Source organism: Balneola vulgaris DSM 17893 (genome assembly GCF_000375465.1).
GTDB classification, from domain to species: domain Bacteria; phylum Bacteroidota; class Rhodothermia; order Balneolales; family Balneolaceae; genus Balneola; species Balneola vulgaris.
In genome coordinates, this window is the sequence record NZ_AQXH01000001.1 from 483424 (window position 1) to 510262 (window position 26839).

General features: G+C 41.5%; 24 protein-coding genes and 1 riboswitch. Of the genes, 10 read left to right on the forward strand and 14 right to left on the reverse strand.

Annotated elements, in window-relative coordinates; translation table 11 throughout:
- Positions 1–379 precede the first annotated feature (379 nt).
- The 3 genes from B155_RS0102270 to B155_RS0102280 are packed head-to-tail and all read left to right on the forward strand — an operon-like array spanning position 380 to position 2647.
- Entirely contained in the window at positions 380–1468 is a 1089-nt protein-coding gene (locus B155_RS0102270) for an RDD family protein (RefSeq protein WP_018126618.1), read from the forward strand.
- Entirely contained in the window at positions 1465–1836 is a 372-nt protein-coding gene (locus B155_RS0102275; protein ID WP_018126619.1) for a cupin domain-containing protein, read from the forward strand. Before B155_RS0102270 ends, B155_RS0102275 begins: the two co-directional genes overlap by 4 nt.
- A 34-nt stretch (positions 1837–1870) precedes the next feature.
- On the forward strand, positions 1871–2647 hold the full coding sequence (locus B155_RS0102280; protein ID WP_018126620.1) for a DNA alkylation repair protein: 777 nt from the start codon (positions 1871–1873) through the stop codon (positions 2645–2647).
- On the opposite strand, the gene metF is transcribed toward B155_RS0102280, so the two are convergent.
- From metF to speD, 8 genes are all read right to left on the reverse strand, one after another.
- Positions 2644–3597 carry a methylenetetrahydrofolate reductase [NAD(P)H] gene (gene metF, locus B155_RS0102285; protein ID WP_018126621.1) on the reverse strand — a complete coding sequence of 318 codons (954 nt, stop codon included), beginning with the start codon at positions 3595–3597 and terminating at the stop codon, positions 2644–2646. The two genes, B155_RS0102280 and metF, sit on opposite strands and share 4 nt — an antisense overlap.
- A gap of 33 nt (positions 3598–3630) precedes the next feature.
- A complete protein-coding gene (gene metH / locus B155_RS0102290) occupies positions 3631–6324 on the reverse strand; it encodes a methionine synthase (protein WP_018126622.1) in 2694 nt (897 codons plus the stop codon).
- Complete coding sequence (locus B155_RS0102295) at positions 6321–7334, reverse strand: homocysteine S-methyltransferase family protein (RefSeq protein ID WP_018126623.1); 1014 nt, start codon at positions 7332–7334, stop codon at positions 6321–6323. The genes metH and B155_RS0102295 overlap by 4 nt, the downstream gene beginning before the upstream one ends.
- 43 nt (positions 7335–7377) lie before the next feature.
- Positions 7378–7489: riboswitch (SAM riboswitch) on the reverse strand.
- 72 nt (positions 7490–7561) lie between these two features.
- The gene (locus tag B155_RS13515; protein ID WP_157464702.1) at positions 7562–9952 is read right to left on the reverse strand and encodes a tetratricopeptide repeat protein; all 2391 of its coding nucleotides are present in this window, start codon (positions 9950–9952) and stop codon (positions 7562–7564) included.
- Between the two features lie 99 nt (positions 9953–10051).
- Entirely contained in the window at positions 10052–11668 is a 1617-nt protein-coding gene (locus B155_RS0102305) for a BamA/TamA family outer membrane protein (protein WP_018126625.1), read from the reverse strand.
- Positions 11669–11685: 17 nt separating this feature from the next.
- Complete coding sequence (speE, locus tag B155_RS12795; protein ID WP_083902096.1) at positions 11686–12543, reverse strand: polyamine aminopropyltransferase; 858 nt, start codon at positions 12541–12543, stop codon at positions 11686–11688.
- A gap of 5 nt (positions 12544–12548) precedes the next feature.
- Positions 12549–13043, reverse strand: coding sequence for a pyruvoyl-dependent arginine decarboxylase (locus tag B155_RS0102315; RefSeq protein ID WP_205617750.1), 495 nt, complete (start codon positions 13041–13043; stop codon positions 12549–12551).
- Positions 13044–13060: 17 nt separating this feature from the next.
- Entirely contained in the window at positions 13061–13465 is a 405-nt protein-coding gene (gene speD / locus B155_RS0102320) for an adenosylmethionine decarboxylase (RefSeq protein ID WP_018126628.1), read from the reverse strand.
- Between the two features lie 135 nt (positions 13466–13600).
- Between speD and B155_RS0102325 the strand changes: the two genes are divergently transcribed.
- From B155_RS0102325 to B155_RS12800, 5 genes are all read left to right on the forward strand, one after another.
- The gene (locus B155_RS0102325) at positions 13601–15583 is read left to right on the forward strand and encodes an alpha-ketoacid dehydrogenase subunit alpha/beta (RefSeq protein WP_018126629.1); all 1983 of its coding nucleotides are present in this window, start codon (positions 13601–13603) and stop codon (positions 15581–15583) included.
- A 30-nt stretch (positions 15584–15613) separates the two neighbouring features.
- Positions 15614–15991 (forward strand): PH domain-containing protein, encoded by a 378-nt coding sequence (locus tag B155_RS0102330; protein WP_018126630.1) that lies wholly within the window; start codon positions 15614–15616, stop codon positions 15989–15991.
- A gap of 145 nt (positions 15992–16136) precedes the next feature.
- Complete coding sequence (locus B155_RS0102335) at positions 16137–16778, forward strand: SatD family protein (protein WP_018126631.1); 642 nt, start codon at positions 16137–16139, stop codon at positions 16776–16778.
- Positions 16775–17113 (forward strand): hypothetical protein, encoded by a 339-nt coding sequence (locus B155_RS0102340; RefSeq protein ID WP_018126632.1) that lies wholly within the window; start codon positions 16775–16777, stop codon positions 17111–17113. Before B155_RS0102335 ends, B155_RS0102340 begins: the two co-directional genes overlap by 4 nt.
- 76 nt (positions 17114–17189) lie before the next feature.
- Positions 17190–18326, forward strand: a complete 1137-nt coding sequence (locus B155_RS12800; protein ID WP_051069957.1) for a serine hydrolase domain-containing protein — start codon at positions 17190–17192, stop codon at positions 18324–18326.
- 109 nt (positions 18327–18435) lie between these two features.
- On the opposite strand, the gene B155_RS0102350 is transcribed toward B155_RS12800, so the two are convergent.
- Entirely contained in the window at positions 18436–19782 is a 1347-nt protein-coding gene (locus B155_RS0102350) for a Y-family DNA polymerase (protein WP_018126634.1), read from the reverse strand.
- A 70-nt stretch (positions 19783–19852) separates the two neighbouring features.
- Here B155_RS0102350 and B155_RS0102355 point away from each other — a divergent pair, with 70 nt between their 5' ends.
- Positions 19853–20458 carry a hypothetical protein gene (locus tag B155_RS0102355; RefSeq protein ID WP_018126635.1) on the forward strand — a complete coding sequence of 202 codons (606 nt, stop codon included), beginning with the start codon at positions 19853–19855 and terminating at the stop codon, positions 20456–20458.
- A gap of 48 nt (positions 20459–20506) precedes the next feature.
- Here the strand turns inward: B155_RS0102355 and B155_RS0102360 are convergent, their stop codons facing one another.
- Positions 20507–21217 (reverse strand): SOS response-associated peptidase, encoded by a 711-nt coding sequence (locus B155_RS0102360; RefSeq protein WP_018126636.1) that lies wholly within the window; start codon positions 21215–21217, stop codon positions 20507–20509.
- Between the two features lie 189 nt (positions 21218–21406).
- Between B155_RS0102360 and B155_RS0102365 the strand changes: the two genes are divergently transcribed.
- Positions 21407–21703, forward strand: coding sequence for a hypothetical protein (locus B155_RS0102365; RefSeq protein WP_018126637.1), 297 nt, complete (start codon positions 21407–21409; stop codon positions 21701–21703).
- A gap of 125 nt (positions 21704–21828) precedes the next feature.
- Here B155_RS0102365 and B155_RS0102370 read toward each other — a convergent pair whose 3' ends face one another.
- From B155_RS0102370 to infB, 4 genes are read right to left on the reverse strand one after another with little or no spacing between them, the layout of a single operon-like run.
- Positions 21829–22776, reverse strand: coding sequence for a bifunctional riboflavin kinase/FAD synthetase (locus B155_RS0102370; protein WP_018126638.1), 948 nt, complete (start codon positions 22774–22776; stop codon positions 21829–21831).
- Positions 22763–23500 carry a tRNA pseudouridine(55) synthase TruB gene (truB, locus tag B155_RS0102375; RefSeq protein ID WP_018126639.1) on the reverse strand — a complete coding sequence of 246 codons (738 nt, stop codon included), beginning with the start codon at positions 23498–23500 and terminating at the stop codon, positions 22763–22765. Before truB ends, B155_RS0102370 begins: the two co-directional genes overlap by 14 nt.
- A gap of 3 nt (positions 23501–23503) precedes the next feature.
- Positions 23504–23875 (reverse strand): 30S ribosome-binding factor RbfA, encoded by a 372-nt coding sequence (gene rbfA, locus B155_RS0102380; protein ID WP_018126640.1) that lies wholly within the window; start codon positions 23873–23875, stop codon positions 23504–23506.
- A gap of 9 nt (positions 23876–23884) precedes the next feature.
- Entirely contained in the window at positions 23885–26809 is a 2925-nt protein-coding gene (gene infB, locus B155_RS0102385; RefSeq protein ID WP_018126641.1) for a translation initiation factor IF-2, read from the reverse strand.
- Positions 26810–26839: the final 30 nt, after the last annotated feature.

Below are 26839 nucleotides of genomic sequence, written 5' to 3' on the forward strand. Positions count from 1 at the left end.
TTAAACAACCACTTCAATTTTGTAATAAATAGGCTCAATTAATTGCATTTAACCCCCTTAATGCAAGTCACAGACTTAAAACATCATTGAGGGTTGTTATTAATCTTTAGACTTCTCGTATTCACTCGAAGTGACAAAGACTTTAACCAAAATTGAATCTAAGATTAATAGTCGTCCAAATTCTATCACAATTAGTATCAGGATTTATAGGATTTACTGGATGTACATGATTTATTCTGAATCCATCCTGAAAATCCTGATGCAAAGAAGTGCATTATGATATTGTGACTACCAACGGTGTTCAGCATTTAACAACACAAAAACTCTCCGTTCATACTCACTCATTTTTTGTTATAATACCCCTATAGCGATTTATGTTTTGATAAGAGACCCCAAGCAAATAGTAACCCCTTATGCTTTTGAAGTAGACCCTGAGCTTCTTGGTAAGCCCTTGGCTACACCCAAGCGTCGCTTACTGGCATTATTCATAGATGTGATCCTCGCCTCTTTTCTAACCATCTTAGGTCCATTTATTCTAGCCGGAGGCGTAACCTTTATTTTTATCTGGCTAGCGCATAAAGCCAAAGGTACTGTGTGGTGGAAGAATCTCATTCGATATTCCGTAGCGGCCGTTTCCAGTATTTTCGTATTCGCACTCACATTTACATTGGTAGGCGATTCAGAATCCGCAGATGACTCATCGGTTGTGACCGCCAACGATGCGGACTGGTCTAAAATAAGCTCCACCTTGATGGATGTAGATTACACCGACGAACAAGACATTGAGGACAAATTTGATAAGCTGGAACAAGAATTAGAAAAAGCCGCTGGTGTTTCCCCAACCGACAGCAAAACATCTGAGCTATTTCATCCCAAACTATTAACCGCTGAGGTTCAAACAAACCTTCAGCAATTACAGGCGGCCTTGGCGACACAAGACAGCATCGCCATAGACAGTTTACGATTGGTCATTGCCCCCATCATAGCCTCCATCGAACTGGATGCCCAGAATGCACGCATTAACTCCTTAAATGCCGAACGACTCGATTTAAAAGATCGAAATAAGGAACTCGCCGATACGATTGAAAACCCCTCCTTCCTACGAGTGATTAAAGCAGGAGCCGAAGATATCGGCCTCAAGTTTGGGTGGATCGGTATCTATTTCATCATCTGCTTACCACTTTTTGGTGGTAGAACCCTTGGTAAAAAACTACTCAGTCTGCAGGTTGTTCGGTTGAACAATAAGCCTATCACCATCTGGTATTCTTTTGAGCGCTTTGGTGGTTATGCCGCAGGTTTCGCTACGGGATTATTAGGTTTCTTTCAAATCTTTTGGGATGCAAACCGTCAGGCCATTCACGATAAAATTGCCGGTACCGTTGTGCTTGATCTTCGGAATAAGAAGGCAAAGAAATACGAACATTTACGACAAGAAATACTTCAACAAGAAAATTTACTCAGCGAATGAACTTCAACGCTATCAATATTTTAGAAAAATTCAGTCAATTTAATGAGCAGTGGTCGCCCCGTATCATTGCCGAAACAAATGGTCAATTGGTTAAACTAGCCAAAATCGAAGGCGAGTTTGTGTGGCATGCTCATGAAGAAGAAGACGAGCTATTCCTAGTGGTAAAAGGGAATCTCACCTTGAAATTTAGGGACGGTGAGGTGCATTTAAGCGAAGGAGAACTTTATGTAGTTCCTAAAGGCGTGGAACATTTTCCTATAGCCCATGGCGAGTGCTGGGTACTACTGGTTGAACCAAAAGGCACTAAGCATACCGGCGAAGTAGATTTTGAAGGAACCGTACCCGAGGAAGCTCAACCTTGGATATGATAGCTGTAATCGAGTATTAGGGAAATGGAATTAGGTGGCCTATAAAAAACTAAAATATTGGTTTGATGAAGAATTAGCGGAGCTTTTAGCCCGTAAAATCATCGATACGGGTCAGTCTTTTGATCAAATAAGCTTTGTGCATACCGTAGGTCAACAAATCCCTAAGCTGGAGTTAAAAGCGCGTATTCAAGTTTATGCCGAAGCCCTTCATTCCCACCTCAGCGGTAACTATGCCGAAGACGTTGCTGTATTTAAGAACATACTGGGTCCTGAGAACCCCAGTGAAACCGGAATGTTCAAAGAGTATTATTGGGTGTTACCACTAGCGAAATATGTGGAGTTATACGGACTTTCGAATTGGTCTATTTCTATGGATATCATCGAGGAGATTACTAAGCGGAGCACAGCAGAGTACGCAATTCGTCCTTTCATCGAACGGCACCCCAAAACCACCTTAGAGCAGATGCGGCAATGGTCGCTTTCTCCCAATTTTCATGTTCGAAGATTAGCGGTAGAAGGATGTCGGCCTCGACTGCCCTGGGCTCCCATTATCAAAAGCCTTCAAGCCAACCCTTCCCCCATCCTTCCCATACTCGAAAACTTAAAGGATGACAGTTCTAAGTACGTTCAAAAATCTGTGGCCAATCAACTCAACGACTTCTTCAAAGACCACCCGCCCCTAGCGGTTGAAATCGTCGAGGATTGGATACCTACTGCTTCTACCGATCGCAAATGGATCATTAAACATGCTCTGAGGAATCAACTCAAAAAAGACGATGTTTGGGCTATAAGTGTGATTAAGCGTCTTTAGAATATTTCTTTGGCCACATTATACACCGAAGTTGCCTTCCCCATTGAGTAATAATGCAGACAAGGTGCTCCGAATTCAATAAGCTGCTTACTTTGTTCGATGGTCCACTCGATCCCCAATTCTTTAACCGCTTGATCCGTCTTACATTTTTGAAGTTCGGTAACCAGCTCATTCGGCAAATCAATCTTAAACATATGTGGTAACAAAGTGATCTGTTTCTGAGAAGTAATAGGTTTTAGCCCTGGGATAATGGGTACCGTTATGCCTATTTCACGGCAGGCATTTACAAAATCGAAGTAATGATTGTTATCGAAGAACATTTGAGTGACGATGTAATCCGCCCCTTTATCAACTTTAAGCTTCAAGAACTTAAGATCTGATTCTATATTTGGTGCTGTGATATGTTTTTCGGGATAGCCCGCCACCCCGATACAAAAATCCGATGCCGTAGCATTTTGAATTTCATCATCGATATATTTCCCATTATTCAAGTCCACCACTTGTTCCAATAGCTCAGAAGCATAGGCATGTCCATCTGGTTCAGGTACGAACACGCGATCTGGTTTCCGCACATCCCCTTGAAGCACCATTATATTTTGGATTCCTAGGAAGTTTAAATCAATTAGTGCGTTTTCAGTTTCCTCTTTTGTGAAGCCTCCACAAATAATATGAGGCACCACTTCTACCTTGTAATGATTTTGAATGGCTGCGGCAATACCTACGGTTCCGGGTCGCTTACGCACCGACCTTCGCTCCATTAACCCATTTGGTAATTTTTTATACACATACTCCTCCCGGTGATAAGTCACATCAATGAATGGAGGATTGAATTCCATAAGTGGATCGATATGATCAAAAAGGGATTGAATGTTTTGCCCTTTAAGTGGAGGCAACACTTCAATAGAAAACAAGGTGGAGGTATTATCCTTTAGTAATTCTGAAATTTTCATGGGTTGGTAGGTTGTGAAACTAGATGATGATAATTATGATGCTTCAGGGGTATATCCGAGGTTTGATGAAAGCCATTTTTCAACTTCATCAACAGATTTTTGGGTTCGATTAGCATAATCCTGTACTTGATCTTTTTGAATTTTACCCACTCCAAAGTATCTAGATTGAGGATGTGAGAAATAAAATCCACTAACAGACGAAGCTGGATACATCGCGCAACTATCCGTGAGAGCTATACCTGTATGTTTGGTGACATCCAGTAAGTCAAAGAGCATAGGCTTAGCGGTGTGGTCGGGACAGGCAGGATACCCAGGCGCTGGGCGTATTCCTTGGTACTCTTCATTTATAAATCGGTCATTATTGAGCACGTCATCAGGTGCATAGCCCCAAAACTCTTTTCTAACCCGATAGTGCATATACTCGGCGAGGGCTTCCGCTAATCGATCGGCAAGGGCCTTTACTAAAATCACCTTATAGTCATCGTGATTCGCTTTATATGTAGCAATCAGCTCTTCAATTCCTAAACCAGCCGTAACCGCAAAGAAGCCGATATAGTCTTCTTTGTTTACTGATTTGGGACAGACATAATCCGCTAAGCATGAATTAGGTTGATCGGCTCTTTTTTGGCCTTGTTGACGTAAGAACGGAAAGGTTTTAAGTGCTTTCTTAGTGGATGGGTCTACAATAGTTACATCATCTTGGTGCGCATAAGCTGGGTAAATACCAATAATGGCTTTAGCACTTAGGCTGTTCTGATCTATGATTTCATCCAGCAACTGATTGGCGTCATCGAATAATTCTTCGGCTTGTTCCCCTACAACCTCATCATTGAGTATAGCAGGATATTTACCGGTTAGCATCCATGTTCTAAAAAAGGGGCTCCAGTCGATATACTCTCGTATTGTCTTTAAATCAACATCATCAAATACTTTAGTACCTAATAGCTTTGGCTGAAGTGGTGTGAAGTTTTCCCAATCGATACTAGTTCTATTACGTCGAGCTGCTTCAATACTTAAGTATTTTTTCTTATTCGTACGTCGAGCATGGTCCTCACGAAGTTGAACATACTCCTGTTTGGTGGAGGTATGTACTTCTTTGGAAAGCTTGGCATTCACTAAGTTATTGCACACCGTAACCGCCCGAGAGGCATCTAAAATATGAATCACCGAGGCATCATAGCTTGGATCTATTTTTACTGCGGTATGAATCTTTGAAGTGGTAGCTCCTCCAATGATAAGAGGGATATCCAATCCTCGTTTTTGCATCTCTTTCGCCACATCCACCATTTCATCAAGCGAAGGTGTAATAAGACCGCTTAAACCTATTACATCCACTTCATTTTTGATGGCTTCATCCAAGATTTTGTCGGCGGCTACCATAACACCCAAGTCGATAACATCGAAGTTATTACAAGATAGCACCACTCCAACTATGTTTTTCCCAATGTCGTGAACATCCCCTTTTACAGTAGCGAGTAGAACACGAGGACGATTACTTACATCTTTGTTCTTCGCTTTTTCTTCCTCTAAATAAGGGGTTAGATAAGCCACCGATTGTTTCATCACACGTGCACTTTTCACCACTTGAGGTAGAAACATTTTACCCGAACCGAATAAGTCGCCCACTACATTCATGCCGTCCATAAGTGGACCTTCAATTACTTCCAGAGGGGACTCGTATTTTTGGCGAGCTTCTTCGGTATCCTCGATAATGTATTCAGTAATCCCTTTCACTAAGGAGTATGAAAGTCTTTTTTCGACTTCATACGTGCGCCATTCTTCTTCCTTTTTCTCTTTTTCGGTAGAATCGTGCTTATACTTTTCAGCTATATCTAATAACCGTTCGGTGGCATCCTCCCTTCTGTTCAGCAGTACATCTTCAACGGCCTCTAGTAAATCTGACGGAATATCATCATATACTTCCAATTGGGTCGGGTTTACGATTCCCATATCCATACCGTGCTCTATAGCATGGTATAAGAATGCCGAGTGCATGGCCTCTCGAACTTTGTTATTCCCTCGGAATGAAAAGGATACATTGCTCACGCCTCCAATTACATGTGCCCCAGGCAGATGTGTTCGAATCCATTTTGCAGTTTTGAAGTAGTCAATGGCATTGGTTTTGTGTTCGTCCATGCCTGTTGCTACTGGGAAAATGTTAGGGTCTAGAATCACATCGGAAGGATCAAAACCTATTCGATCTACAAGCAGCTTATACGATCGTTCACAAATAGCAATCCTACGTTCATAGGTATCCGCTTGACCTTTCTCATCAAATGCCATGGCTATCACTGCTGCCCCATAGCGCTTAACGAGGTTTGCTCGACGTAGAAACTCCTCTTCTCCATCTTTGAGTGAAATAGAGTTCACAACGCCTTTTCCTTGTAAGGTCTTAAGTCCCTCTTCAATCACCTCCCATTTTGAGGAATCAATCATGATTGGAATACGGGCGATGTCGGGTTCAGAAGCTATTAAGTTCAAGTACTGCGTCATCTCTTGAGCACTATCTAACATCCCTTCGTCCATATTCACATCAAGGATTTGGGCACCTCCCTCCACTTGATCTTTGGCTACATCTAAAGCCTGTTGATAATCTCTGTTCTTGATGAGGTTTAAAAATCGTTTCGATCCCGTAACATTGGTTCGCTCCCCTACATTAACAAAGTTTGAGTCTTCAGTAATAATCAGGGGTTCTAAACCACTTAGTGTAATTGGATTCGGTTTCATGATGCGCCCTCCAACACTTGAATGTTTCTTGGCTGAGCTGAAGAAGCAAGCCTCGCCATTTCTCGAATATGATCTGGTATTGTACCACAACAACCGCCCAAAATATTAACCAGTTGATCATCTAAATACGCTTTCACTTCACGACCCATTGCCTCAGGGTCTTGATCATACTCTCCGAATTCATTGGGCAAGCCTGCATTAGGATAAGCACTTATAAAACACGGTGCTTTCTTTGCGAGTGTTTCTAGATGAGGTCGAAGTTGTTTGGCTCCTAGTGCACAATTAAAGCCAATACTCAACATCGGTACATGACTCATAGATACTAAAAATGCTTCTGCTGTTTGTCCCGAAAGGGTTCTACCACTGGCATCGGTGATAGTACCTGAAATCATTATAGGTTTAGTGATTTGTTTCTCATCAAACACATTTTGTATTGCAAACGCCGCTGCCTTCGCATTTAAGGTGTCAAAAACGGTTTCTACCAGCAGTAAGTCTACGCCCCCATCAACGAGGCCTTCTACTTGTTCTTTGTAGGCTAGCACTAATTCATCAAAGGTAATCCCTCTGAAAGCGGGGTCGTTAACATCTGGGGAAATGGATGCCGTTTTATTGGTAGGTCCTAGGGCTCCAGCTACAAATCGAGGTTTATCAGGATTGGCTTTAGTGAAGTTATCAGTGGCTTTCTTAGCAATTTCCGCAGAGCTTTTATTGATCTCGTAAACCACCGCTTCTAAGGCATAATCGGCCTGCGCAATGCTTGTACCACTAAAAGTATTCGTTTCAATGATATCAGCACCCGCTTCTAAATACTGTTCATGAATTTCTTGGATTACATCAGGGCGAGTAATCGAAAGTAAATCGTTATTCCCCTTGAGGTCGATGGCCGATTCCTGAAAACGGTTTCCTCTGAAATCATCTTCCGTTAGTTGGTATCGCTGAACCATAGTGCCCATAGCACCATCCAATACCAATACTCGTTTCTGTAGAAGTTCTGTAATGTGGTTATTCACTCTTTCTGGAATTGCGCTAAAAGAAAGAGAAAGAGATGGATATCACTTATTTTTCTTATTTCAATGATGAAATAAGTGGGATTTGGCACCTTTCACTAGCGTGATGGTTGCCAAGACTTCATAGGGCCCATTCCCTCAGTCTTTCTTTATAAGCTTGTTAAAATGTATCGCAAATATAGGAGTTCTAAGCTTTCATGCAAAAGCCAATCTGCTAAACGCTATTTCAATCAGTTCGTGGTAGAACCATGCTGAGCACTTCGTGTGTACTTTGCTATAATCTGATAAAGGGTAACAGGATCGAATGGCTTTGGCACTATGGTATCTACCCCAACATCATAGGCTTTTTTATGCTCTTCAAATACATTGGATGCCGTTAGTGCAATGATAGGAGTTTTCTTTTCTTGATCTTTTTGCTTCTCCCGTATCTCTAAAGTGGTCTCATATCCGTCTTTAATGGGCATATGAAGATCCATGAGTATGATATCAAAGCTTTGCTTCTGAAGCTCTCTCATTGCTTCCATGCCGTTTTCACATATAGTAGGCACTATCCCCCATTTCGATAAGAATATTTTCAATACCTGAATGTTCACCGGATTGTCTTCAACAAGCAAAGCACTCACATTTTGAAGTGGTTCTAAAGCTTCTAATTCTTTGCGGTCAAAGGACTTCTTATGGTCGTATTTTCCTTTTTTGTATACAATTTCGAATGAAAAGGTAGTTCCAACACCTACTTCACTTTCTACTTTAATCTCACTGTTGTGAAGGGCTAAAAGGCGTTTAGTAATGGTTAAGCCAAGACCAGTCCCTCCGTATTTACGGTGCACTTCTTTAGTTGCTTGGCTGAAGCTTTCAAAGATCGTATCCAATCGATCCTTAGGCACCCCGATACCTGTGTCTTTCACCTCAAAGTATATACGTGCTTCCTCATCCGATTGGTCTACAAGCTTCACCGCAACATCAACACTTCCCTTCTGGGTGAATTTTAATGCATTGGAAACGAGGTTGTTCAATACTTGAGTAAGCCTAGTTGGATCGCCAATAAGGTATTCCGGAATTCTATCATCATGATCGAATCGCAGATATACATCTTTTTTAATGGCCTGATTATAAAATGATTGATAGATGTTGGTTAATAGAGGCAATAATGGGAAATCAATTTGCTCTAACTCAATTTTATCTGCTTCAGCTTTAGAGTACTCAAGCACATCATTTACAATCGAAAGCAGGTTGGTAGATGAGAATGACAATACATCTAGATATTGTTTCTGATCAGCTCTAGGGTTTTCGCTCACCAATAAATTCGTCATGCCTACTACGGCATTCATTGGCGTTCTAATTTCATGGCTCAACACGGATAGGAATTGGGCTTTTTGCTCGGCTGCATCTTCAATCTGTTTATTCTGAAGCATTAGGAGCTCATTGAGCTTCTTTTTAGCGCGTATTTGATTATAGAGCAAGATTAGTCCTCCTACTACTAACACCAATACTAATATGAGCAAATTCCGAATCTTAGCTTCTTGACTTAATTTTAGTTCCTGAAGTGCAGTTTGCTCATTCAATAAAGCAATTTCTTGATCTTGTTTCTCCGCATTGAAGGTAGCTCGTAATTCCGCTATTCGATTTTGATTGTCTATGGATTGAAGGCTGTCTTTAATAGAAGCATGCAGTCGCGAGTATTCTAAAGCTGCTCTAAAACTGTCGATGGATGCATAGGTCATTGCAAGGTCATTATACGCATTCATGAGTCCGCTTAAATTCAGAACGGCTTCAAATTCAGCAATGGCATTTTCGTAATTTGAAATAGCTATATTATTACGCCCCAATTGATTAAATAGAGAAGCTATATTCATATAACTGTATCCTACCCCGTTTCTATCACCCAATTTCTTTTCAATAATAAGCGATCTTTGATGATAGTCGATGGCCGTTCTAGTGTCACCTGATAAGCGATAAACCTCTGCCATATTATTATAAACGGCAGCTAAGCCAGGCTCAAAGTTCAACGTGATCATTAATTCCATAGCCTGTTGGAAATAGTCTTTGGCTACCGACTGATTTTCTTTGAGGTGATAGATCTCACCGATGTTATTCAAACTGCGTGCTATGCCAAGAGAATCGTCTAAGGTACGTTTGGTTGCTAGAGAACGCTGATGGAATTCTAAGGAAAAGTCGAGTTCGCCTAAGTTTTTGTATAGAATCCCTAAGTTATTTTCGATTTTGGCAATACCAGCCGTATCACCGATATCTTCCCGAACTCTTAGAACATCTAAAAAGTTCTGAAGTGCTGTTGGGGCATCCCCTTGTACACTAGCTATAATCCCAAGCTGATTATAAATCTCTGCCTCGAAGGGTTTTTGGCTATCTAAGCTGATGAGGGCCAATGCTGAATCAGCGTATGCTTTTGCTAAATTTGGATTTGAAAATCGATGTTCAATTACAAGATCTATATAACTCTGAATTTTCGAGTTAGGTTGGCTTAAATTTTGATCTTGGGTGGAAGTTTGAGAATCTAAGTAATTACTAGAAGCACTCTTAACCGCACGCTCAGAAAACAATCTAGGTGCTTGTAACGCCATTAACAGCGTTAAGAATACGATTAATCCCGTTTTCTTTATCAATTAACTCTCCATTCCGAATATTTTTAGCCTGCCTTCCAGTTACTGTTTAATTTATTCGAACTGAAGAACTAAAAAAATTAGAATAATAGTTCCTACGACTTAAAATTTTGTGGTGAAGCGTAAATGAATCTTACCGTTGTCGATGGTTGTTTGTGCCGACAATGCGTAAGTGAGTTTAAGCCTGCCTAATCTAGTAGCTAAATCAAAGCCCAATCCTCCTGAATAGAGGTCTTTTTGAATTGTATTTGATGCGTTCTTTTTCTCAAAATATCCACCGGCGGCAAAGAGGAAGAAATAGGATTGTTGGCGTGAAGTAATCCATCTTAATTCAACATCGCCCCAGATATATTGGCTTGCTAGAAACTGTTCTTCGGCATACCCCCTGATCGAATTTGCTCCCCCAATTCGTTGATAATCGGTATCGCGAAACTCATCGCCTAATAAGGAAAATCCTCGTATGCGCATCGCTAACACTTGCTGTTTACTTAACTGAGTATATTTATCAACTAAACCTTCTAAGTAATTATACCTCAGTATATTATTATCATCTGATTTTGAGCTTCGTGCATATCTTCCAAGTGTTAATGCCAATCTATTTCCAGCTATGGGCACCTCATTATTCACCACCGAATTAAACAGAAATCCTAACTCAAAGCCACTTGCCTTACCATCCTCCTCATTCACAGAAGGTACCTCGTCATTCACATTTACTACTTTGTGATACAAGCTACTTTGAATGCTTAATGTAGAGGTCATCATGTACCCCAAACTCACATCCATGGTTCGTTGTTGATAAGTACTATCATTTTGAAAGAAGGCAAACTCAAGACCAAGCTCTAAAGGCAACGGTCCTATCCAATACTGATGCGTAGCTAATTGCAACCTACTCACTTCTGGTCGCACTCTTTGATACACTAGATCCACACTGTTGCCTTCAGTAAATACATTCCATGCCGTGCCTTTAAAGTCCCCCACAAGCTGCCCCGCTCCATTCGCATTGGGCACATACCCAATCAATCCCTCTACTTCATTCCTGTTCAATTCCACTACTGTAAGCAGAACGGAATATGCCCCAGACTCATCTTTAACCCACTCCCATTCATCAACTGACTCGAATAATCCGCTATTCAATAAATTTTCTCGAGCTTCTTTTACGGCTGTTAAATCTAAATTCCCCTGATTGCTAACCCTGGATATTTTTCGAAGATATGCGTCGGAATGAATGGTATTACCGACTATGAAAAGCTCTTTTACTTGAACCGGCTCACCACTATCGATAGAAATATCGAGCTTTAGCTGTTTTTTGACGGTATCAACTTCAGCCTTTCTGACAATTACCTCGGCTTCTACATAGCCTTCCTTTTTATAGTCTTCTATGGTTTGTTGCAGCGTCTCTTCAACTATAAACCGATTATAACTTTGTTGATGAAGGGCTTTAATAGAAATAGGCACCTCATCGTACTTAACTAAGCGAATATGGTATACAGGCCCTGTGTTAACTATTGGAGTACTGGATGCGTTTTGTGATATAGAAACTTCAAGAAAACCAAGATCGCGATAATAACTAAGCAGATCTTTGGGAAGGGTCAGCGTTGCATCGGTATTAAATTGAAGAACCTTCTCTTCCCCATTCTCAATTACACGCGTAGTTTGCTGTGCTTGAACAACTTGGAAGAGAAGGCTAAATAAAAACGATAAATGGAAGGCTTTGAGCATATACGCTAACCGGATGATTAGCGTATAATTTCGGCTACAAAATTTGGTAATGCAAACGAAGCTGAATGCACGTCTTTATTGTAGTATTTCAGAGAGTTACCAAAGGTCTCTAAGCCTTGCTCTACCCTCGCTAATACTTCACTATCATTGGCACGAATTCCCTTTGAAGCATAAGCGAAGCTCCACATACCAGCAGGGTACAACGGAATGTATCCCAAATACATAGATGATTCATCAAATACTTCTGTTAAGGCATTAAATACCTTTTTCATGCTTGGGTAATATTCCTTCACCCATGGGGATTCAGTTTGACCAGTAATCACTCCGTTTTCGGTTAAAGCATTGAAACAGAACTCAAAGAAATCCTTTTCAAATAACCCTTCAGCTGGACCAACAGGATCTGAGCCGTCAATAATGATTACATCATACTCATTAGTCGCAGCCTTTACGAATGCAATGCCGTCTTCGAAATGCACGGTAAGTCTTGGATCATCCCAAGCGCCAACAGCTGGCAAAAACTCTTTAGAGGCTCTAACTACTGCCTCATCGATCTCAACCATATCAACAACCTTAACGGATGGATGTCGCAAAACCTCGCGCGCTGTACCGCCATCTCCGCCACCGATAATCAACACCTTTTCAGGGTTAGGATGCGCAAACATCCCTACATGGCTAAGCATCTCATGGTATACAAACTCGTCTTTTTCAGAGAGCATCACCATCCCATCGATAGTCATGAGGTTACCCCATGCATCGGTTTCAAACACCTCTACTTTCTGATAAGGAGTTTGCTCAGAGAACAACACCTTCTTAACGCCAACGGTTAAGCCTGTTTTCCCTTTATAATATTCGTTGTATTGCGTTGTGGCCATCATCTACCCTATTTGTACCAAAGCACTGCCGCTGCAAAAGTAGCCGCACACTTCTCAACTTGATGTTCCACACCTACAAACTTAATCTCTTTTAAAGCACGTTTTCTGTACTCAAAAGCATCCACAACCATTTGCTTTACGATGGTTTCAACATACTCTAATCGAGTATGATCTTCGAATTCCATGATTACACCCGGCTGAGTATCATCTTCTGGAATACCCACGGCTACTGCTGATGCAATCCACATTTGAGGGGTCTGAGAATCGATATGTGCATATGCCAATGGAATTAAACCACCGCCTGGAAGTTCAATCTCGTTGCGCTCAACTTGCTCGGCACCCGGAGGGCAAATACTGCTCATCCTCATTAAGTTTGTATCACCTACACCCGCTTCTAATAATGCGTTATCAAAGGCATTTAAACGCGTATTACCTTCTGCAGCTCCCGAAACTAGACAATACACATTCGGGGTTTCTACCATTCTGAAACTTGATTTACTCACTGTACTAAAAAATTAAATTACTGATTAATGACTTCGCTGGAAGGCTTAAACAAAAGTCGTTGGCCTTGAGGAACTTTGAATAATCCTCGCTTCATTTCCATACTGGAAGTGTTTTTAGAGGAAAAGGCTTCTTTAAGAAATTCTTGTATTACCCAGGGATCAATAGTCTCCCCACAGGTAAATATATCAACGGCGGCGTAATTGTATTCGGGCCAGGTATGAATAGCGACATGAGATTCGGCTATTACCACGACGCCACTAACGCCATAAGGACTAAATTTGTGAAAATTATGTGAGATGATAGTTGCATTCGCTTCTTTCGTAGCGTCCAACATCGACTCTTCGATATACTCTACATCATTAATCGAAGAGCTTTCACAATCGTAAAACTCAACTAGAATCTGTCGCCCAAGTGCTTCCAATAGGGTATAAAATAAAATGGTTAATGTTCGCTTTTACAGCTTTGGTTATTAATGTTGAACAGTTATACTTCCCAAAAGTTCAATATTTGTGACCGAGCATAAAGGGATAAAGATACGCATAATTACTAAAACTCAATGATTAAGACTTCTAAAAAAATCACTACAAAAGAAGCTAGGGAAATATATACCGCACTTCTCTTACCTCGATACATTGAGGAAAAAATGTTGAAGCTTCTGCGACAAAACAAGATCAGTAAATGGTTTTCAGGTATAGGGCAAGAAGCTGTAGCCGTTGGGGTTACATTATCTAGCGAAAGTGATGATTACATCTTACCGATGCATCGCAATCTTGGGGTATTTACTACACGGAAGGTTCCTTTTTACCCTCTGTTCTGCCAACTATTTGGAAAAGCAGAAGGCTTTAGTAAAGGCCGAGAACGATCCTTTCACTTCGGCACTCTTGATCATAACATTGTAGGCATGATTTCACATTTAGCGGCAATGATGCCCGTTGCCGATGGATTGGCCATGGCTCACAAAATGAGGAAAAAGAATGCCGTAGCTTTTTCATTTTGTGGAGATGGAGCGACTAGTGAAGGTGATTTCCACGAGGCTTTAAATCTTGCTGCAGTGTGGGAGTTACCAGCCATATTCATTATAGAGAATAACGGCTATGGATTATCCACTCCTACTTCAGAACAATATGCTTGCGAAAAGCTATCCGACCGAGCCATTGGTTATGGCATGGAGAGCTTCCATATTGATGGTAACAACATCTTTGAAGTGATGGAAACGGTGAAGAAAGCACGTAAACTTGCTCTTAAAGGAAAACCCGTACTTATTGAAGCCCAGACATTTAGAATGCGTGGACATGAAGAAGCTTCAGGAACTCATTATGTGCCCGACATCCTATTTGAAAACTGGGCAGCTAAAGATCCCATCCTCAGATTTGAAGAATATTTAGAAGCTAATAAGCTACTCAACAAAGAAGAACAGCAAGCTATTAGAGGTCAAATTGAAGAACTCTATAAAGCGGATTTAGACCGAGCCTTGGTTGCCGACGATCCCATCTTTGATCGAGATACCGAATTAAATGCGGTGTATGCGCCTGCCCCTACTTCTCACCCTTCTCCTTCAAATGGAAAGGTGGTTGAACGTCGTTTCGTTGATGCTATTCAAGCGGGACTTAAACAAGCTTTTGAAGAAGATGATACTACCATCATTATTGGGCAGGATATCGCTGAATATGGTGGTGTTTTTAAAATCACCGAAGGGTTTTTAGATGCTTTTGGGAAAGATCGAGTTCGCAATACTCCTATTATTGAATCAGGGGCACTTGGTGCGGCATTAGGACTTGCCTATGCTGGTTTCAAACCTGTGGTAGAAATGCAGTTTGCAGATTTTATATCCTGTGGATTCAACCAAATCGTGAATAACATCGCAAAATCACATTACCGTTGGAGCCCTGCTGTTAATTTAACTATTCGTGCACCTCATGGTGCTGGTGTAGGCGCGGGTCCGTTTCATTCGCAGTCGCCCGAAGGCTGGTTTATGCAGATACCAGGACTTAAAGTCGTAGTACCTGCAACGGTTGAAGATGCCCAAAACATGGTGTACAGCTCTATAATCGATCCCAACCCGGTGCTCATTTTCGAACATAAGAAACTATATCGCAGTTTACGCAGTGATGTATCTACCCATGCTACTTATGAACCTTTAGGTAAAGCGAAAGTGCGTAAAGAAGGCTCGGATGCTACCGTCTTTGCATTCGGAATGGGAGTGCATTGGGCTCTTGAAACAGCTGAAGTTTTAGAAAAGGAAGGTATTTCAATTGAAGTGGTTGACCTCAGAACCTTACTCCCATTAGATATTGAGACCATTCAGAAGTCAGTACAGAAAACCCACCGCGCTATATTATTGCAGGAAGTATCACTTACGATGGGACCTATGGCTGAAATTTCAGCGCTCATTTCTGAGTATTGTTTCGAGTATTTGGATGCACCCGTTATTCGTTGCGGGGCTTTAGACATGCCTATCCCCTTTAACAAGAACCTTGAAGAAGAGTTTTTAAAGAGAAATATTTTCGAACAAAAAATTCGAGACTTAGTTAAGTATTAGACATCATCATTCAACTTAATTTCTATTCGTATGGGACTTTTATCTGGATTAATGGGAAATGCTGGAGAAGCAGATTCCGAAAAGCTACAAGAAGAGTATCAGGAACTCTTAATTGAAGGCGAAGACATTGAAATAGGTTTTCAGCTTATTCGAGATGTGTTCATATTCACCAACAAGCGCCTCATTCTGGTAAATAAGCAAGGTGTAACGGTTAATAAAGTGGAATATCTTTCCATTGCTTACAACAGCATTTCACGATTTAGTATCGAAAGCACAGGGCACTTTGATCTTGAAGCGGAGCTTAAGATTTGGATATCCAGCGAGCAGATGCCTAGCGTCACTAAAGAGTTCAACAAAAAGGTAAATATCTATAAGGTACAGCAGCTGCTAGCTCAATATGTGCTGTAAACTTTCAGCTTAGCACGGGTTGGGAAAACAACATTCTTTAATCGCCTACCCGCTGTACCGTTGCTTTAATAATTGATACAAAGATACTTGCTTCATTATTTTTGAAACTAATTGCATTGTTTCATTATTTTTGATACAATAAAGCATGTCTAGAAAAAAGAACCTATATCCTATTCTTATGGGGGATGTGGTATCAAGTGCCACCTACGATGCCCAATCTCTTAGTAAGCAGTTAAAAGCATTGGTACATGCCGTTAATGAAGACCATTCAGCCGATATACAGTCTCCATTCACCATTACTTTAGGAGATGAATTTCAGGGGGTTACCCAATCGCTAGAGGCTACCATTGCTATTTTGTTCAGCTTCGAAGAGGAGTGCTTAAGACAAGAACTGCCCTTTAAACTGCACTATGCTTTCCATATTGGTAAGATAGACACCCCTATCAACCCTGATATTGCTTATGAGATGATGGGCGAAGGGTTAACAACAACTCGGGAAATACTGACCAATAAGAAGAGAAATAGGCTGCGTTTTGAGTTTCTACTTCAGGATAAACAACAGACCTTACAGCTCAATCGCCTTTTTGAAGTGCTAGATGCACTCATTTTAAACTGGAAACAAGAAGACTTCCCTCTTATTCTAGATATGATAGAAAATGAAAATAATGCAGAGGTTGGGGAACTGCATAACAAGAATAGAGACCAAATTTGGAAGAGGCGCAAAACTCTAATGATAAATGAGTATAATCAGCTTAAAGCATTTATAAGAGATTATGTGAGAGAATGATGTACGCAGATATGATCGTAGCTTGGTTAGTGATGGAAGTGATCGTCAATATCATATTCTTGGTCATTAACCCGTGGCTAGGACCTACAACAACTACTTTCCGTTCGTTTTTTAAAGGCGTACTAGAACGCATCTTCTTATCGGTAGGCATACTTTCAGGCTTCCCTCATGTAATAACCGCTTTCGGGGCACTCAAAATTGGTACTCGACTGCATGAAGAGAAAAACTCCCAGATTTCTAACGACTACTTCCTAGTTGGCAACTTCATCTCCCTCCTTTTTGTGATTCTATATGTATGGGTGTGCCAACAATATTTTGGATGGGTTATTAGCTAACACCATTTACAAATTTTATATAACCTGCATGGAGCTAATGAGTAGAAGCGCTTCAAAATTATAACTCTAAGAAATAATGATGCGAACAATTGTACTATTAGTGACTCTGTTTTGGGTGCAGACTTCCACCTTAGACGCGAGACAACATTCAACAAGCTCCTTTCAACAAACGGTACAGGAGGTAATACAAACTGAAGTTCAAAATGATTCTACCTTAGCTGGAATCATCGTTCATGTAGAGGCCCCAAAACAAGGGGTATCTTTATCACAATCGGCGGGGGTGCGCTACTGGGATGGCCCTGAACTCAATCCTAAAGCACCAGTTAGGATCGCAAGTAACACCAAAACCTATACCGCGGCAGCCATATTAAGACTGTACGAACAGGGATTATTGAAACTAGATGACTCTATTGAAGAATATATAAGCAAAGGGCATCTACAACTCTTGAAGAATGATGGGTATCACACGGAGCAAATTACAATTCGCCACCTACTCACTCATACCTCTGGGATGGTGGATCATGCCGCTACTCAGACCTATCTATCCAAAGTATTTGACGATCCTAGCTTCCGTTGGACACGAAGTATGCAAATTAAAGGGGCTGTAGACTGGGGTGATCCATTATTCGAAATCGGCCAGGGCTTCAGCTACTCAGATACAGGGTATCTATTACTGGGTGAGATTATTGAGAAGATTACGGGTAAATCCCTTGGTGAAGCATTTCATCAGCTTTTAAAGTTCGATGAACTCGGTATTCAATCTACTTGGCAGGAAAGCATTCAAGACAAACCTAGCCAAGCACTTCCTAGAGCTCACCAATATTTCAATGAACTTGATACCTACAACTTTGATCCTTCTTTGGATCTTTATGGGGGTGGTGGGTTAGCTGCAACCGCTGCTGATATGGCTCATTTTTATCAAGCCTTATTTAATCATCGAGTATTTGATGATACCTCTACATTAGAACTGATGATAAAATCGGTTCCCCTACCAGAGGATGCAGAGCGATCTATGGACTACCGAATGGGCATTTATACTTTTGAAGTTGCTGGCGAACAGGTTTATGCTCATGCTGGCTTTTGGGGCACTCAAGTAGTGTATGTCCCCTCTTTGAATGCGAGTGTGGCAGTTGTGACCACTCAGTTCGGTAAAAGCAAAACCATATTTGAACTTACCAGTGCACTTATCACAGAGTTAAAGAGCCTTCGATAGTGACTCTGTTTTAGTTTACCTACTACCGCTAGTCCCTAACGTCCTCGTTGGGGACTACACCCTACGCCCATCCATTCAGCACTACAGAATTCCGCTCCCAATGGGGACCTCAGTCCTCGGTATTACGCTCTAAGAAGTGTGTTTTCCCGGTTACTCTATGCAGTGTATGGGCCTTAACCACCGATCGTTTCCCATACTTGTTATTAATCACATCCATAGCTTGAAGACGATCTAAAGCATCGGCTTCGTCCACATAAAATAGATTCATTTGCTGGGTTTTGTCTATCTCTTTGGTGCCTATCATCAAGTTTCTGATTTCCACCCCGTGATTACAAGCCACTGTTAGTGCGGGCAACACTTTGTTCATACATGCCTCAAATACGTGTTGATCTACATTGGTGTAACCGTCGGTTACAAACCGGAAACCCACTCCCGCTTTATTAGGATCGTTGAACCCAAACATACCACTAAAACTATTGGCTCGGATACCATACCCTCGCATTCGGTAACACACTTGTTCTATCGCGATGGCAAACTCTCCCTTGATGCGCTCTAAGTCGCAGCAACCCTCTGAAAATGTATGTCCATAGCTCACGCCCCATTTAGGTTCGTAGTTATCATTTTCCTCCAACACACGTGCTTTATCCTTTCCCGTGATGGTTACATATAACATGGATCCAAAATTGGCACCGAAAATTCGCTTGAAGGTATCAATGCTTCCATGTTCAACCACATCGCCAATGGTTTCAAAGCCTTCTGCTCTAAGATGCTCGAAGCGTCTTCCTCCAACTCCCCACACCTCGCTAAGAGGCAATGGATGTATATAGGCTTTCTCAGCTTCGTCGTCCATTAATAAAGAAATACCACGAGGTTTATCTAGGCTACTACAGAGCTTAGCATAGGTCTTGGATCGAGCGATCCCAAGGGCTCCATATAATCGTGTTTTATCAAAAATTTCCTGTTGAAGTCGAACTGCAAAATCCCTGATTTCCTGCTCGGGTTTATCTTTCATGAAAGTGAGATCCATGAAGTACTCATCCATCGAATAGCGCTCAATTTTATGCGAGAACTTCTTCATGATATGATGCACCTGCTTAGAAATTGCCGTGTAAGCCGCATAATCCACTTGTAACATACACACAAAGGGACAAAGCTGATAAGCCTCAAAAGCACTCATGCCTGTCTTTATACCGAAAGCACGGGCCTCATACGAAGAGGTAGCCACAATGCCCTTTACCGTACCATCCGTTTTGCGCCATCCACCTATAATCAAAGGCAAGCCGTACATGCGCTTGCGCAACTGTTCAACCTGCGCATAAAAACATGCGAAGTCGAAATGAAGATATAATCGCTCTTTATCTGAACGATGTTGATGCTCGGCATATACCGTGTTATACAGCGTAATGCGATGTACATCCTCTTCGGGTTGATATGCGAAATCCTTCTTCTTTTTCATGATTTATTTAGCCAACTATTGATATGTACAAAATATGTGTATAGTTTAAAACCACCAAATAAAGAAGGTCATGAATAAGTTCCCCATTGTAGACATGTTAGCATTTTTTTGCCGCTATAATCGCCTAGCGAAGCCTGCGTGGAGACCACAATATGTGCGGCAAGTAGCGCAGATTCGTTCCTGTTATAGCAAGGTTAAAGGAGGAATCCGAACTTCTTATTACAGTGTAGAAACCAAAGACGGAGAAATCATTGAACTGGAGTTCAACCAAGAAGAATTATTATGGAGTTTGGATGACAAACGACAAAAAGAAGGCCTTCGGGTAGATCGGGTATTGGTACATGTAAAAAGACACAAACATCAACCTTCAGATGCACATCGACTACAGCCTATTCGTTTTGAGGTACTCCCAGTTTCTGAAATAGAACGGCCTTCGCCCTTAGAGCTTCCCCTTATAGAGCGCATGGCCCCCTTCCGCTTTCAACGGCGAAAAGCTGGCTCTACTCAAGTACATCATATTGAAACCAAACACCTCGAAAACACCATGATTACCAAACACCTGCATTATGTAGTAGAAGATATCGATCAACGCTTCTACCACCTAGTGTACACCCTCGATCAAATGGACTGGCGTTTTATGCAGGAGGTGGACCGAGAGTTCTTCTTTGTGCGATGAATAGAAATGCTGAAGGGCTTAGCTGCAATACATGGAAGTTCAAACCCATCAAAACAACCCTGCTTTCTGAATAAGCCCTGGGTGATTATTCCGAACGTTGCCAACCTCTTTGCTTACGATTTGTGCTTCAAGTGCATCATCGGGGTAAGGACGCAATAGATCGAGTAAATAGTCATCGGTATGCACGGGATTCAACCAATCGTCAAATTCACTGGGATGAAGAAAAGCAGGCATCCGATCATGAATGTCTTCCATTAACTCGTTGGGACGTGTGGTAATTACCGAGTAAGTGGGTATGCCCTCCATTCCTTCCACATTTATTGTTGAAAATAAACCAGCTGTAGCCAACAACTTCCCGTCTTTATCTCGAATGTAGAAAGGGGTTTTATTTCCTTTACTTCCCTTCCACTCATAGAAACCCATCATGGGCACCAAACACCGTCGTTGTTGAAAGGCTTTGGTCCACATTGGTTTTTTGGTCAAACTATCATCACGCGTATTAATAGGCGCAAAACTTTTTTGGCCAGCCTTAGGTTTCCAGCCTATAAATCCCCAGCTCATCGCCTCAATTACTCGCTCACCATCGTCGTTCACATAAGCCACCGGCATTCGTTGTGTAGGTGCCACATTGAAGTTAGCAAACACCCCCTCTTCCGTGTATTCATCCAATGAATACGGAGTTTTGCTTTTATCCACGGCGTTAAGAAAATCTTCGAGCTCTTGTAGCTCATTAAAGCTGAGGGTGTACCTACCACACATTTGAACCTCTTTGAATTAATATTAACATAAGTATAGCACAACCCTTCCACTATTTCCAAAGTCCATTATACTCATTTCTATTAGCACAATAACCCCTCAACCTGCATCGGTAAAATTAATAGTTGATTATTGAAACTAAATTATTACTTTGTAGTACAAAGTACTTTCTAAAATTAACCTATTGTTCTTATGACTACCGTTCAATCAAACAAACGACTCGGATATTTATTCGCCGGAGTAGCCATACTATTAATGATCCCTTTGGTTGCTATGCAATTTACAACTGAAGTAGTATGGACCTTTTCAGACTTTTTAATCATGGGAGTTCTTCTCTCTTTAGTAGCTTTGGGATGTGAAGCAGTGCTTCGAAAAGTGACCGGATTTAAACAACGGTTCGCCCTTCTATTCACGATTTTGACTGTATTCTTTTTAATCTGGGCTGAATTAGCTGTGGGTATTTTCAATAGCCCATTTGCAGGTAGTTGATATACCTAAAAGTACTTCGAACACCCTTTATGAGCTCATCAGCTTGTAAAGGGTTTTAGGATTCTACCAAGAACTAATATGAAAGGAAATGAGAGACTGGAATAGTGCGTAGTAACAAGCTAGAATTATTGATCTAGTGTACTGAAAATAGAAAGTGCATCTTTTTGATCTTGTTTTAGTTGCTCAACAAGACCATCAATTCCTGAAAATTTCTTTTCTCCACGGAGTCTTTGCATAAAGCGGACTTGAATTGTTTGACCATAAATATCTTCATCAAACTCGAATATATTTACTTCCAAGGCTTTTGAAGCTCCTTCAAAAGTTGGACGATTCCCAATATTCATCATGCCTTGGTACCACACATCCGCTACTCGAACACGAACGGCATACACCCCATCTTTTGGAATCACTTTATTGGGATGTTCGGCTTTTAAGTTGGCGGTAGGAAATCCAATGGAGCGTCCTCTTTTATCCCCATGAATTACTATACCGTTCAGTAAATAGGAACGTCCGAGCAGTGAACTTGCTAACTGAACATCTCCTTCTGCAGCAAGCACTTTTCGAATCAAGGTACTACTTACGGTCATATCCCCCATCTCTTTCTTTGAAACGATATACGCCTCAAAGCCCAACTCTTTACCTAAGTTCTCGATGGTTTCTATGGAACCTGAACGATCTTTCCCAAAATGATGATCGTAGCCAATTACGAACTCACTAACACCAATTTTTTCAAATACGATGTTCTTAACGAATTCTTCTGAGCTTAACAGAGAAAAGTCACGATCAAAAGGGATGATTAGAAGTACATCAATACCAATATCTTCTAATATCTCGCGACGTTCACGGATGGTAGTAAGCTGTTTTATACCTGCGGTTCCTGGATTGATGATATCACGGGGATGTGGATCAAAAGAGATGACTACACTTCGTGCATCTCTTTTCTTCGCCTTTTCAACCACCGTATTTATCAGAGACTTATGCCCTTCATGAACACCATCAAAGGTACCAACTGTTACCACTGAGTTGGCAACTCGTTCAATATCTTTTAAATAGATTAGTTCAGTCTTGTGCATTTAACAACTCATCAATTTTTTCAGGGGATAATGCTTTTTGGTAAGAATAATCACCAATTGAAGTACGTACAAGTTGGGTTAAATGCCCTAAAGATCCAATAAGTTTACCCAAATCGTGGGCAATAGATCGAATATACGTACCCTTACTGCAAATGATACTCAAAAGGAGTTTGTTGTCTTCAAAACTAATGATGTGCGTGTCGTGAATGGTAACAGGTCGTGGTTCAAGTTCAACCGTTTTACCACGTCTAGCCAATTCATACAAGCGCTTACCATCACGTTTAAGAGCGGAGTACATAGGGGGTACTTGCTGAATTTCACCTTTAAAATGAGTGTCGAGCACCTCTTGAATCATCTCTAATGTGATGTGGTCGGTGGGCGCGGTTGCATCCGGCTCTGAATCGGCGTCGTAACTTGGTGTAGATGCTCCGAAGGTGATTTCCCCAATATAGGTTTTGGGCAAATCCTGCAGCTGAGAAATAGATTTAGTTGCTCGACCTGAACAAAGGATAAGTAATCCTTCAGCCATAGGATCAAGGGTTCCAGCATGCCCTACTTTCTTAGTACGCAATCTACCACGCACATAACGCACTACATCAAAACTAGTCCATGTTTTTGGCTTATTAACTAGAATGATAGATGCTACGCTAAAATCTACATCTGGAGATGGGAGGTTTTGTTGGTCAAACACCTCAATTTCATGCAGAGGTAAGGCTTTCGCCATACACTATTCCTCTTCGTCTTTGGGAGCCGTTGGCTCGTCATCGATCTTTTTGAATAAGGTTTCGATCTTATTTACATACTCTGCAGTGTCATCCACATAGAAATGCAATTCTGGAATCTTACGCACCTGATTTTTGATTTTAGCCGCTAGTTTATGGCGAATCTGAGGTACGTGTTCATCTAACGTTTGATAGATCACTTGTTCATCTCTACCAGGTGCAAATACACTTAAGTACACCTTAGCAATAGACAGATCTGGAGTCATCATTACTTTTGTTACAGTAATGAAAACACCCTCAGGCTGATATTCACGTTGAATAATCTGCCCGAGATCGCGTTTTAGAACCTCACCTAATCGTTTTGTTCTAATACTCATTATGTCCTCTTAATTGGCGTCTTCGAGGGTCCTTTTCTCTTCTGTGATCTTATAGCTCTCGAAGTTATCGCCTACTTTTATATCGTTGTAGTTCTCAATGCTGATACCACACTCATACCCTGATGCTACTTCTTTCACATCGTCTTTAAATCGTTTTAAGGCACCGATCTTACCGTCGTAAATTACAACGCCATCACGGATGATACGAACTGGGTTATTTCTATCAATCTTACCATCGGTTACATAGCAACCTGCAATAGTACCCACTTTAGATACTTTGAAGATTTCACGAACGTCAACGTTACCTACTATTTGCTCTTTCAGTTCAGGTGATAATAGACCCTCTAGGGCATCTCTTACCTCATCCACTGCATCGTAGATTACGCTAAACAGACGGATATCGATTTCTTCAGTCTCTGCTAACTTACGTGCTTGAAGTGTAGGACGAACCTGGAAACCAATGATAATGGCATCCGAAGCAGAAGCTAAGAGTACATCCGATTCAGAAATGGCACCAGCACCCGTATGGATGATGTTAACCGCAACTTCGTCGTTACTTAGTTTCTGTAATGAACCAGATAGGGCCTCAATTGAACCATCCACATCCGCTTTAATAATGATATTCAGCTCAGATACTTCACCAAGTGCAAGACGTCTAGATAGATCATCAAGAGTCATATGCTTAGTTTTTCTCATTGCTTGCTCACGACGAATCTGCTGACGTTGGTTGGCAACATCTTTAGCCGTTTTCTCATCTTCTGCTACAATAAGAGTATCACCAGCTTGAGGCATCTCATCAAAACCCATTAACTGAACAGGCGTTGCTGGGCCAGCTGATTTAATACGCTTACCTAAATCATTTTCCATGGCACGTACACGACCGAAACTTGGTCCTGCAACAAATGGATCACCTACATTCAGAGTACCACCCTGAACTAGGATGTTTGCAATAATACCTTTCCCTTTATCCAAACGTGCTTCAAGAACAACACCATTTGCACGACGTTTTGGGTTGGCTTTAAGCTCTAACAATTCAGCTTCGATCAATACTTTTTCAAGTAGCTCTTCAATGCCTTGTCCCGTTTTAGCGGATACAAGAGCGAACTGAGTGTCTCCACCCCAATCTTCCACAATTACTCCGTGGTCAGAAAGCTGTTGCTTAATCTTATCAGGCGTAGATCCTGGCTTATCAATCTTGTTAATAGCAACTACCATAGGCACACCTGCTGCTTTCGCATGGTTGATGGCCTCAATAGTCTGTGGCATCACGCTGTCATCAGCCGCCACTACTAGAATTACAATATCGGTTGCTTGAGCACCACGAGAACGCATCGCCGTAAAGGCTTCGTGACCCGGAGTATCCAAGAATGTGATCTTCTTGTTATTGTGCATCACTTCGTATGCACCAACGTGCTGGGTAATACCCCCCGCCTCGCCTTCAGCTACACGAGCTTCACGAACGTAATCAAGTAAAGAAGTTTTACCATGATCAACGTGACCCATTACTGTAATAATCGGTGCACGATTTTCTAGATCTTCAGGATCATCTTCTTCAATCTCTAAATCTTCTGTCATCTCTTCTGCATCGATGAATTTCACATCTTTGCCGAATTCACTAGCAACCAATTCAATGGTACCTGCATCTAAACGCTGGTTGATGGTAATCATCAAACCAATACTCATACATGCAGAAATAATATCGTTTACACCTACTTCGAGCTCTTCAGCGAGGTCGTTTGCAGTAATGAACTCCGTAACTTCAATTACGCCAGCTTCCATTTCCTGCATTTCTTGTTGCAGCTGCTGCTCTTCCTCACGCTCTTCTTTACGCTGGCGACGACGCTTAGCACGTTTGTTACCTACGTTGCTATTCCCTTGGATCTTCTGCATGGTTTCACGCATCATACGATCCACATCAATCTCGTCTACCTCTGTTTTAGGCTTACTTGCCGACTTCTTAGTCTTGGTTTTCTTACGAGTCTTTTCGGTCTTAGCGTCAGTGTTTTTCTTTTTAGCGTTCTGATCGCCACTAGTAGTTGAAGCACCTTCTTGGTCCTTCTTACGCTTTCTCTTCTTTCTCTTTTTAGTTCCAGAAGTCAGGTCGTTGGTGAAAGTAACCTTACCGAGTACCTTAGTACCTTTTAGTTTACTTGCCTTACCCTTAATTATCTTTTCTTCCTTTTCTGCCTCAGTTTCTTCTTTAGCCGATGATTCTTCTTCCTCTTCATCCTCATCGTCATCATCGTCATCATCGTCTTCTTCTTCGTCAGTGTCAGCATCTTCTGCTTCTTCTGATGCGGTCTCTTCTTCGGCTTCTTCTTCCTCAGGCTCTTCTTCTTGTGTTGCTTCTACAACTACTTCAGAAGACGCCTCTTCTTTAGTTTCTTCTTTTGCTTCCGCAGGAGCTTCGGCCACTGGCTCTTCTTCCTTCTCTTCTGCTACAGGAGCTTCTTCAACTTCTTCTTCTGCCTCTGGCTCTTCCTCAACTTCTGCCTCCGGCTCAACTACTGCCTCTACCTCTTCTTCTTCAGGCTCTTCAGCAACGGCTTCTTCTTGAGGTTCTAACTCAGGCTCAATATCCATTGGCTCTAAAGCTAGTTCTTCCTCTTTCTCTTCCGGTTCATCCTGAGGTTCCAGACCAATAGATTCATCTAGTGGTTCTAAAACGGTATCCAGAGTAACACTATCGTTGCGCTGATTTATAATAGTATTTCTACGATTTTCGTAATCTTCGCGCGTCTTTTCATGATCTTGGCTTTTCGCCTTGTCATCACCATATATTCCTTCCAAGACCGAATACATCTCCGGTGTAATCTTGAAATTCGGACGGTTTGCTACCTCGAAGTCGTCTTGTAGCACTTCTACGATGGATTGTGTAGATACGTTAAACTCCGAAGCTACTTTGAATAAGGGTTTTGGTCTATTTATGGACATATATGATTTTTTCTGTGTCTATTGAAGGTT

Coding starts and splice junctions, on each gene's coding strand:
- speE (WP_083902096.1), bottom strand. CDS start 12,543: ATGATGGCCACAACGCAATACAACGAATATTATAAAGGGAAAACAGGC.
- truB (WP_018126639.1), bottom strand. CDS start 23,500: ATGGCGAAAGCCTTACCTCTGCATGAAATTGAGGTGTTTGACCAACAA.
- B155_RS0102335 (WP_018126631.1), top strand. CDS start 16,137: ATGTCTAGAAAAAAGAACCTATATCCTATTCTTATGGGGGATGTGGTA.
- B155_RS12800 (WP_051069957.1), top strand. CDS start 17,190: ATGATGCGAACAATTGTACTATTAGTGACTCTGTTTTGGGTGCAGACT.
- B155_RS0102350 (WP_018126634.1), bottom strand. CDS start 19,782: ATGAAAAAGAAGAAGGATTTCGCATATCAACCCGAAGAGGATGTACAT.
- B155_RS0102360 (WP_018126636.1), bottom strand. CDS start 21,217: ATGTGTGGTAGGTACACCCTCAGCTTTAATGAGCTACAAGAGCTCGAA.
- B155_RS0102325 (WP_018126629.1), top strand. CDS start 13,601: ATGATTAAGACTTCTAAAAAAATCACTACAAAAGAAGCTAGGGAAATA.
- B155_RS0102370 (WP_018126638.1), bottom strand. CDS start 22,776: ATGCACAAGACTGAACTAATCTATTTAAAAGATATTGAACGAGTTGCC.
- B155_RS0102355 (WP_018126635.1), top strand. CDS start 19,853: ATGAATAAGTTCCCCATTGTAGACATGTTAGCATTTTTTTGCCGCTAT.
- B155_RS0102330 (WP_018126630.1), top strand. CDS start 15,614: ATGGGACTTTTATCTGGATTAATGGGAAATGCTGGAGAAGCAGATTCC.
- metF (WP_018126621.1), bottom strand. CDS start 3,597: ATGAAAATTTCAGAATTACTAAAGGATAATACCTCCACCTTGTTTTCT.
- infB (WP_018126641.1), bottom strand. CDS start 26,809: ATGTCCATAAATAGACCAAAACCCTTATTCAAAGTAGCTTCGGAGTTT.
- metH (WP_018126622.1), bottom strand. CDS start 6,324: ATGAAACCGAATCCAATTACACTAAGTGGTTTAGAACCCCTGATTATT.
- B155_RS0102275 (WP_018126619.1), top strand. CDS start 1,465: ATGAACTTCAACGCTATCAATATTTTAGAAAAATTCAGTCAATTTAAT.
- B155_RS0102340 (WP_018126632.1), top strand. CDS start 16,775: ATGATGTACGCAGATATGATCGTAGCTTGGTTAGTGATGGAAGTGATC.
- rbfA (WP_018126640.1), bottom strand. CDS start 23,875: ATGAGTATTAGAACAAAACGATTAGGTGAGGTTCTAAAACGCGATCTC.
- B155_RS0102305 (WP_018126625.1), bottom strand. CDS start 11,668: ATGCTCAAAGCCTTCCATTTATCGTTTTTATTTAGCCTTCTCTTCCAA.
- B155_RS0102365 (WP_018126637.1), top strand. CDS start 21,407: ATGACTACCGTTCAATCAAACAAACGACTCGGATATTTATTCGCCGGA.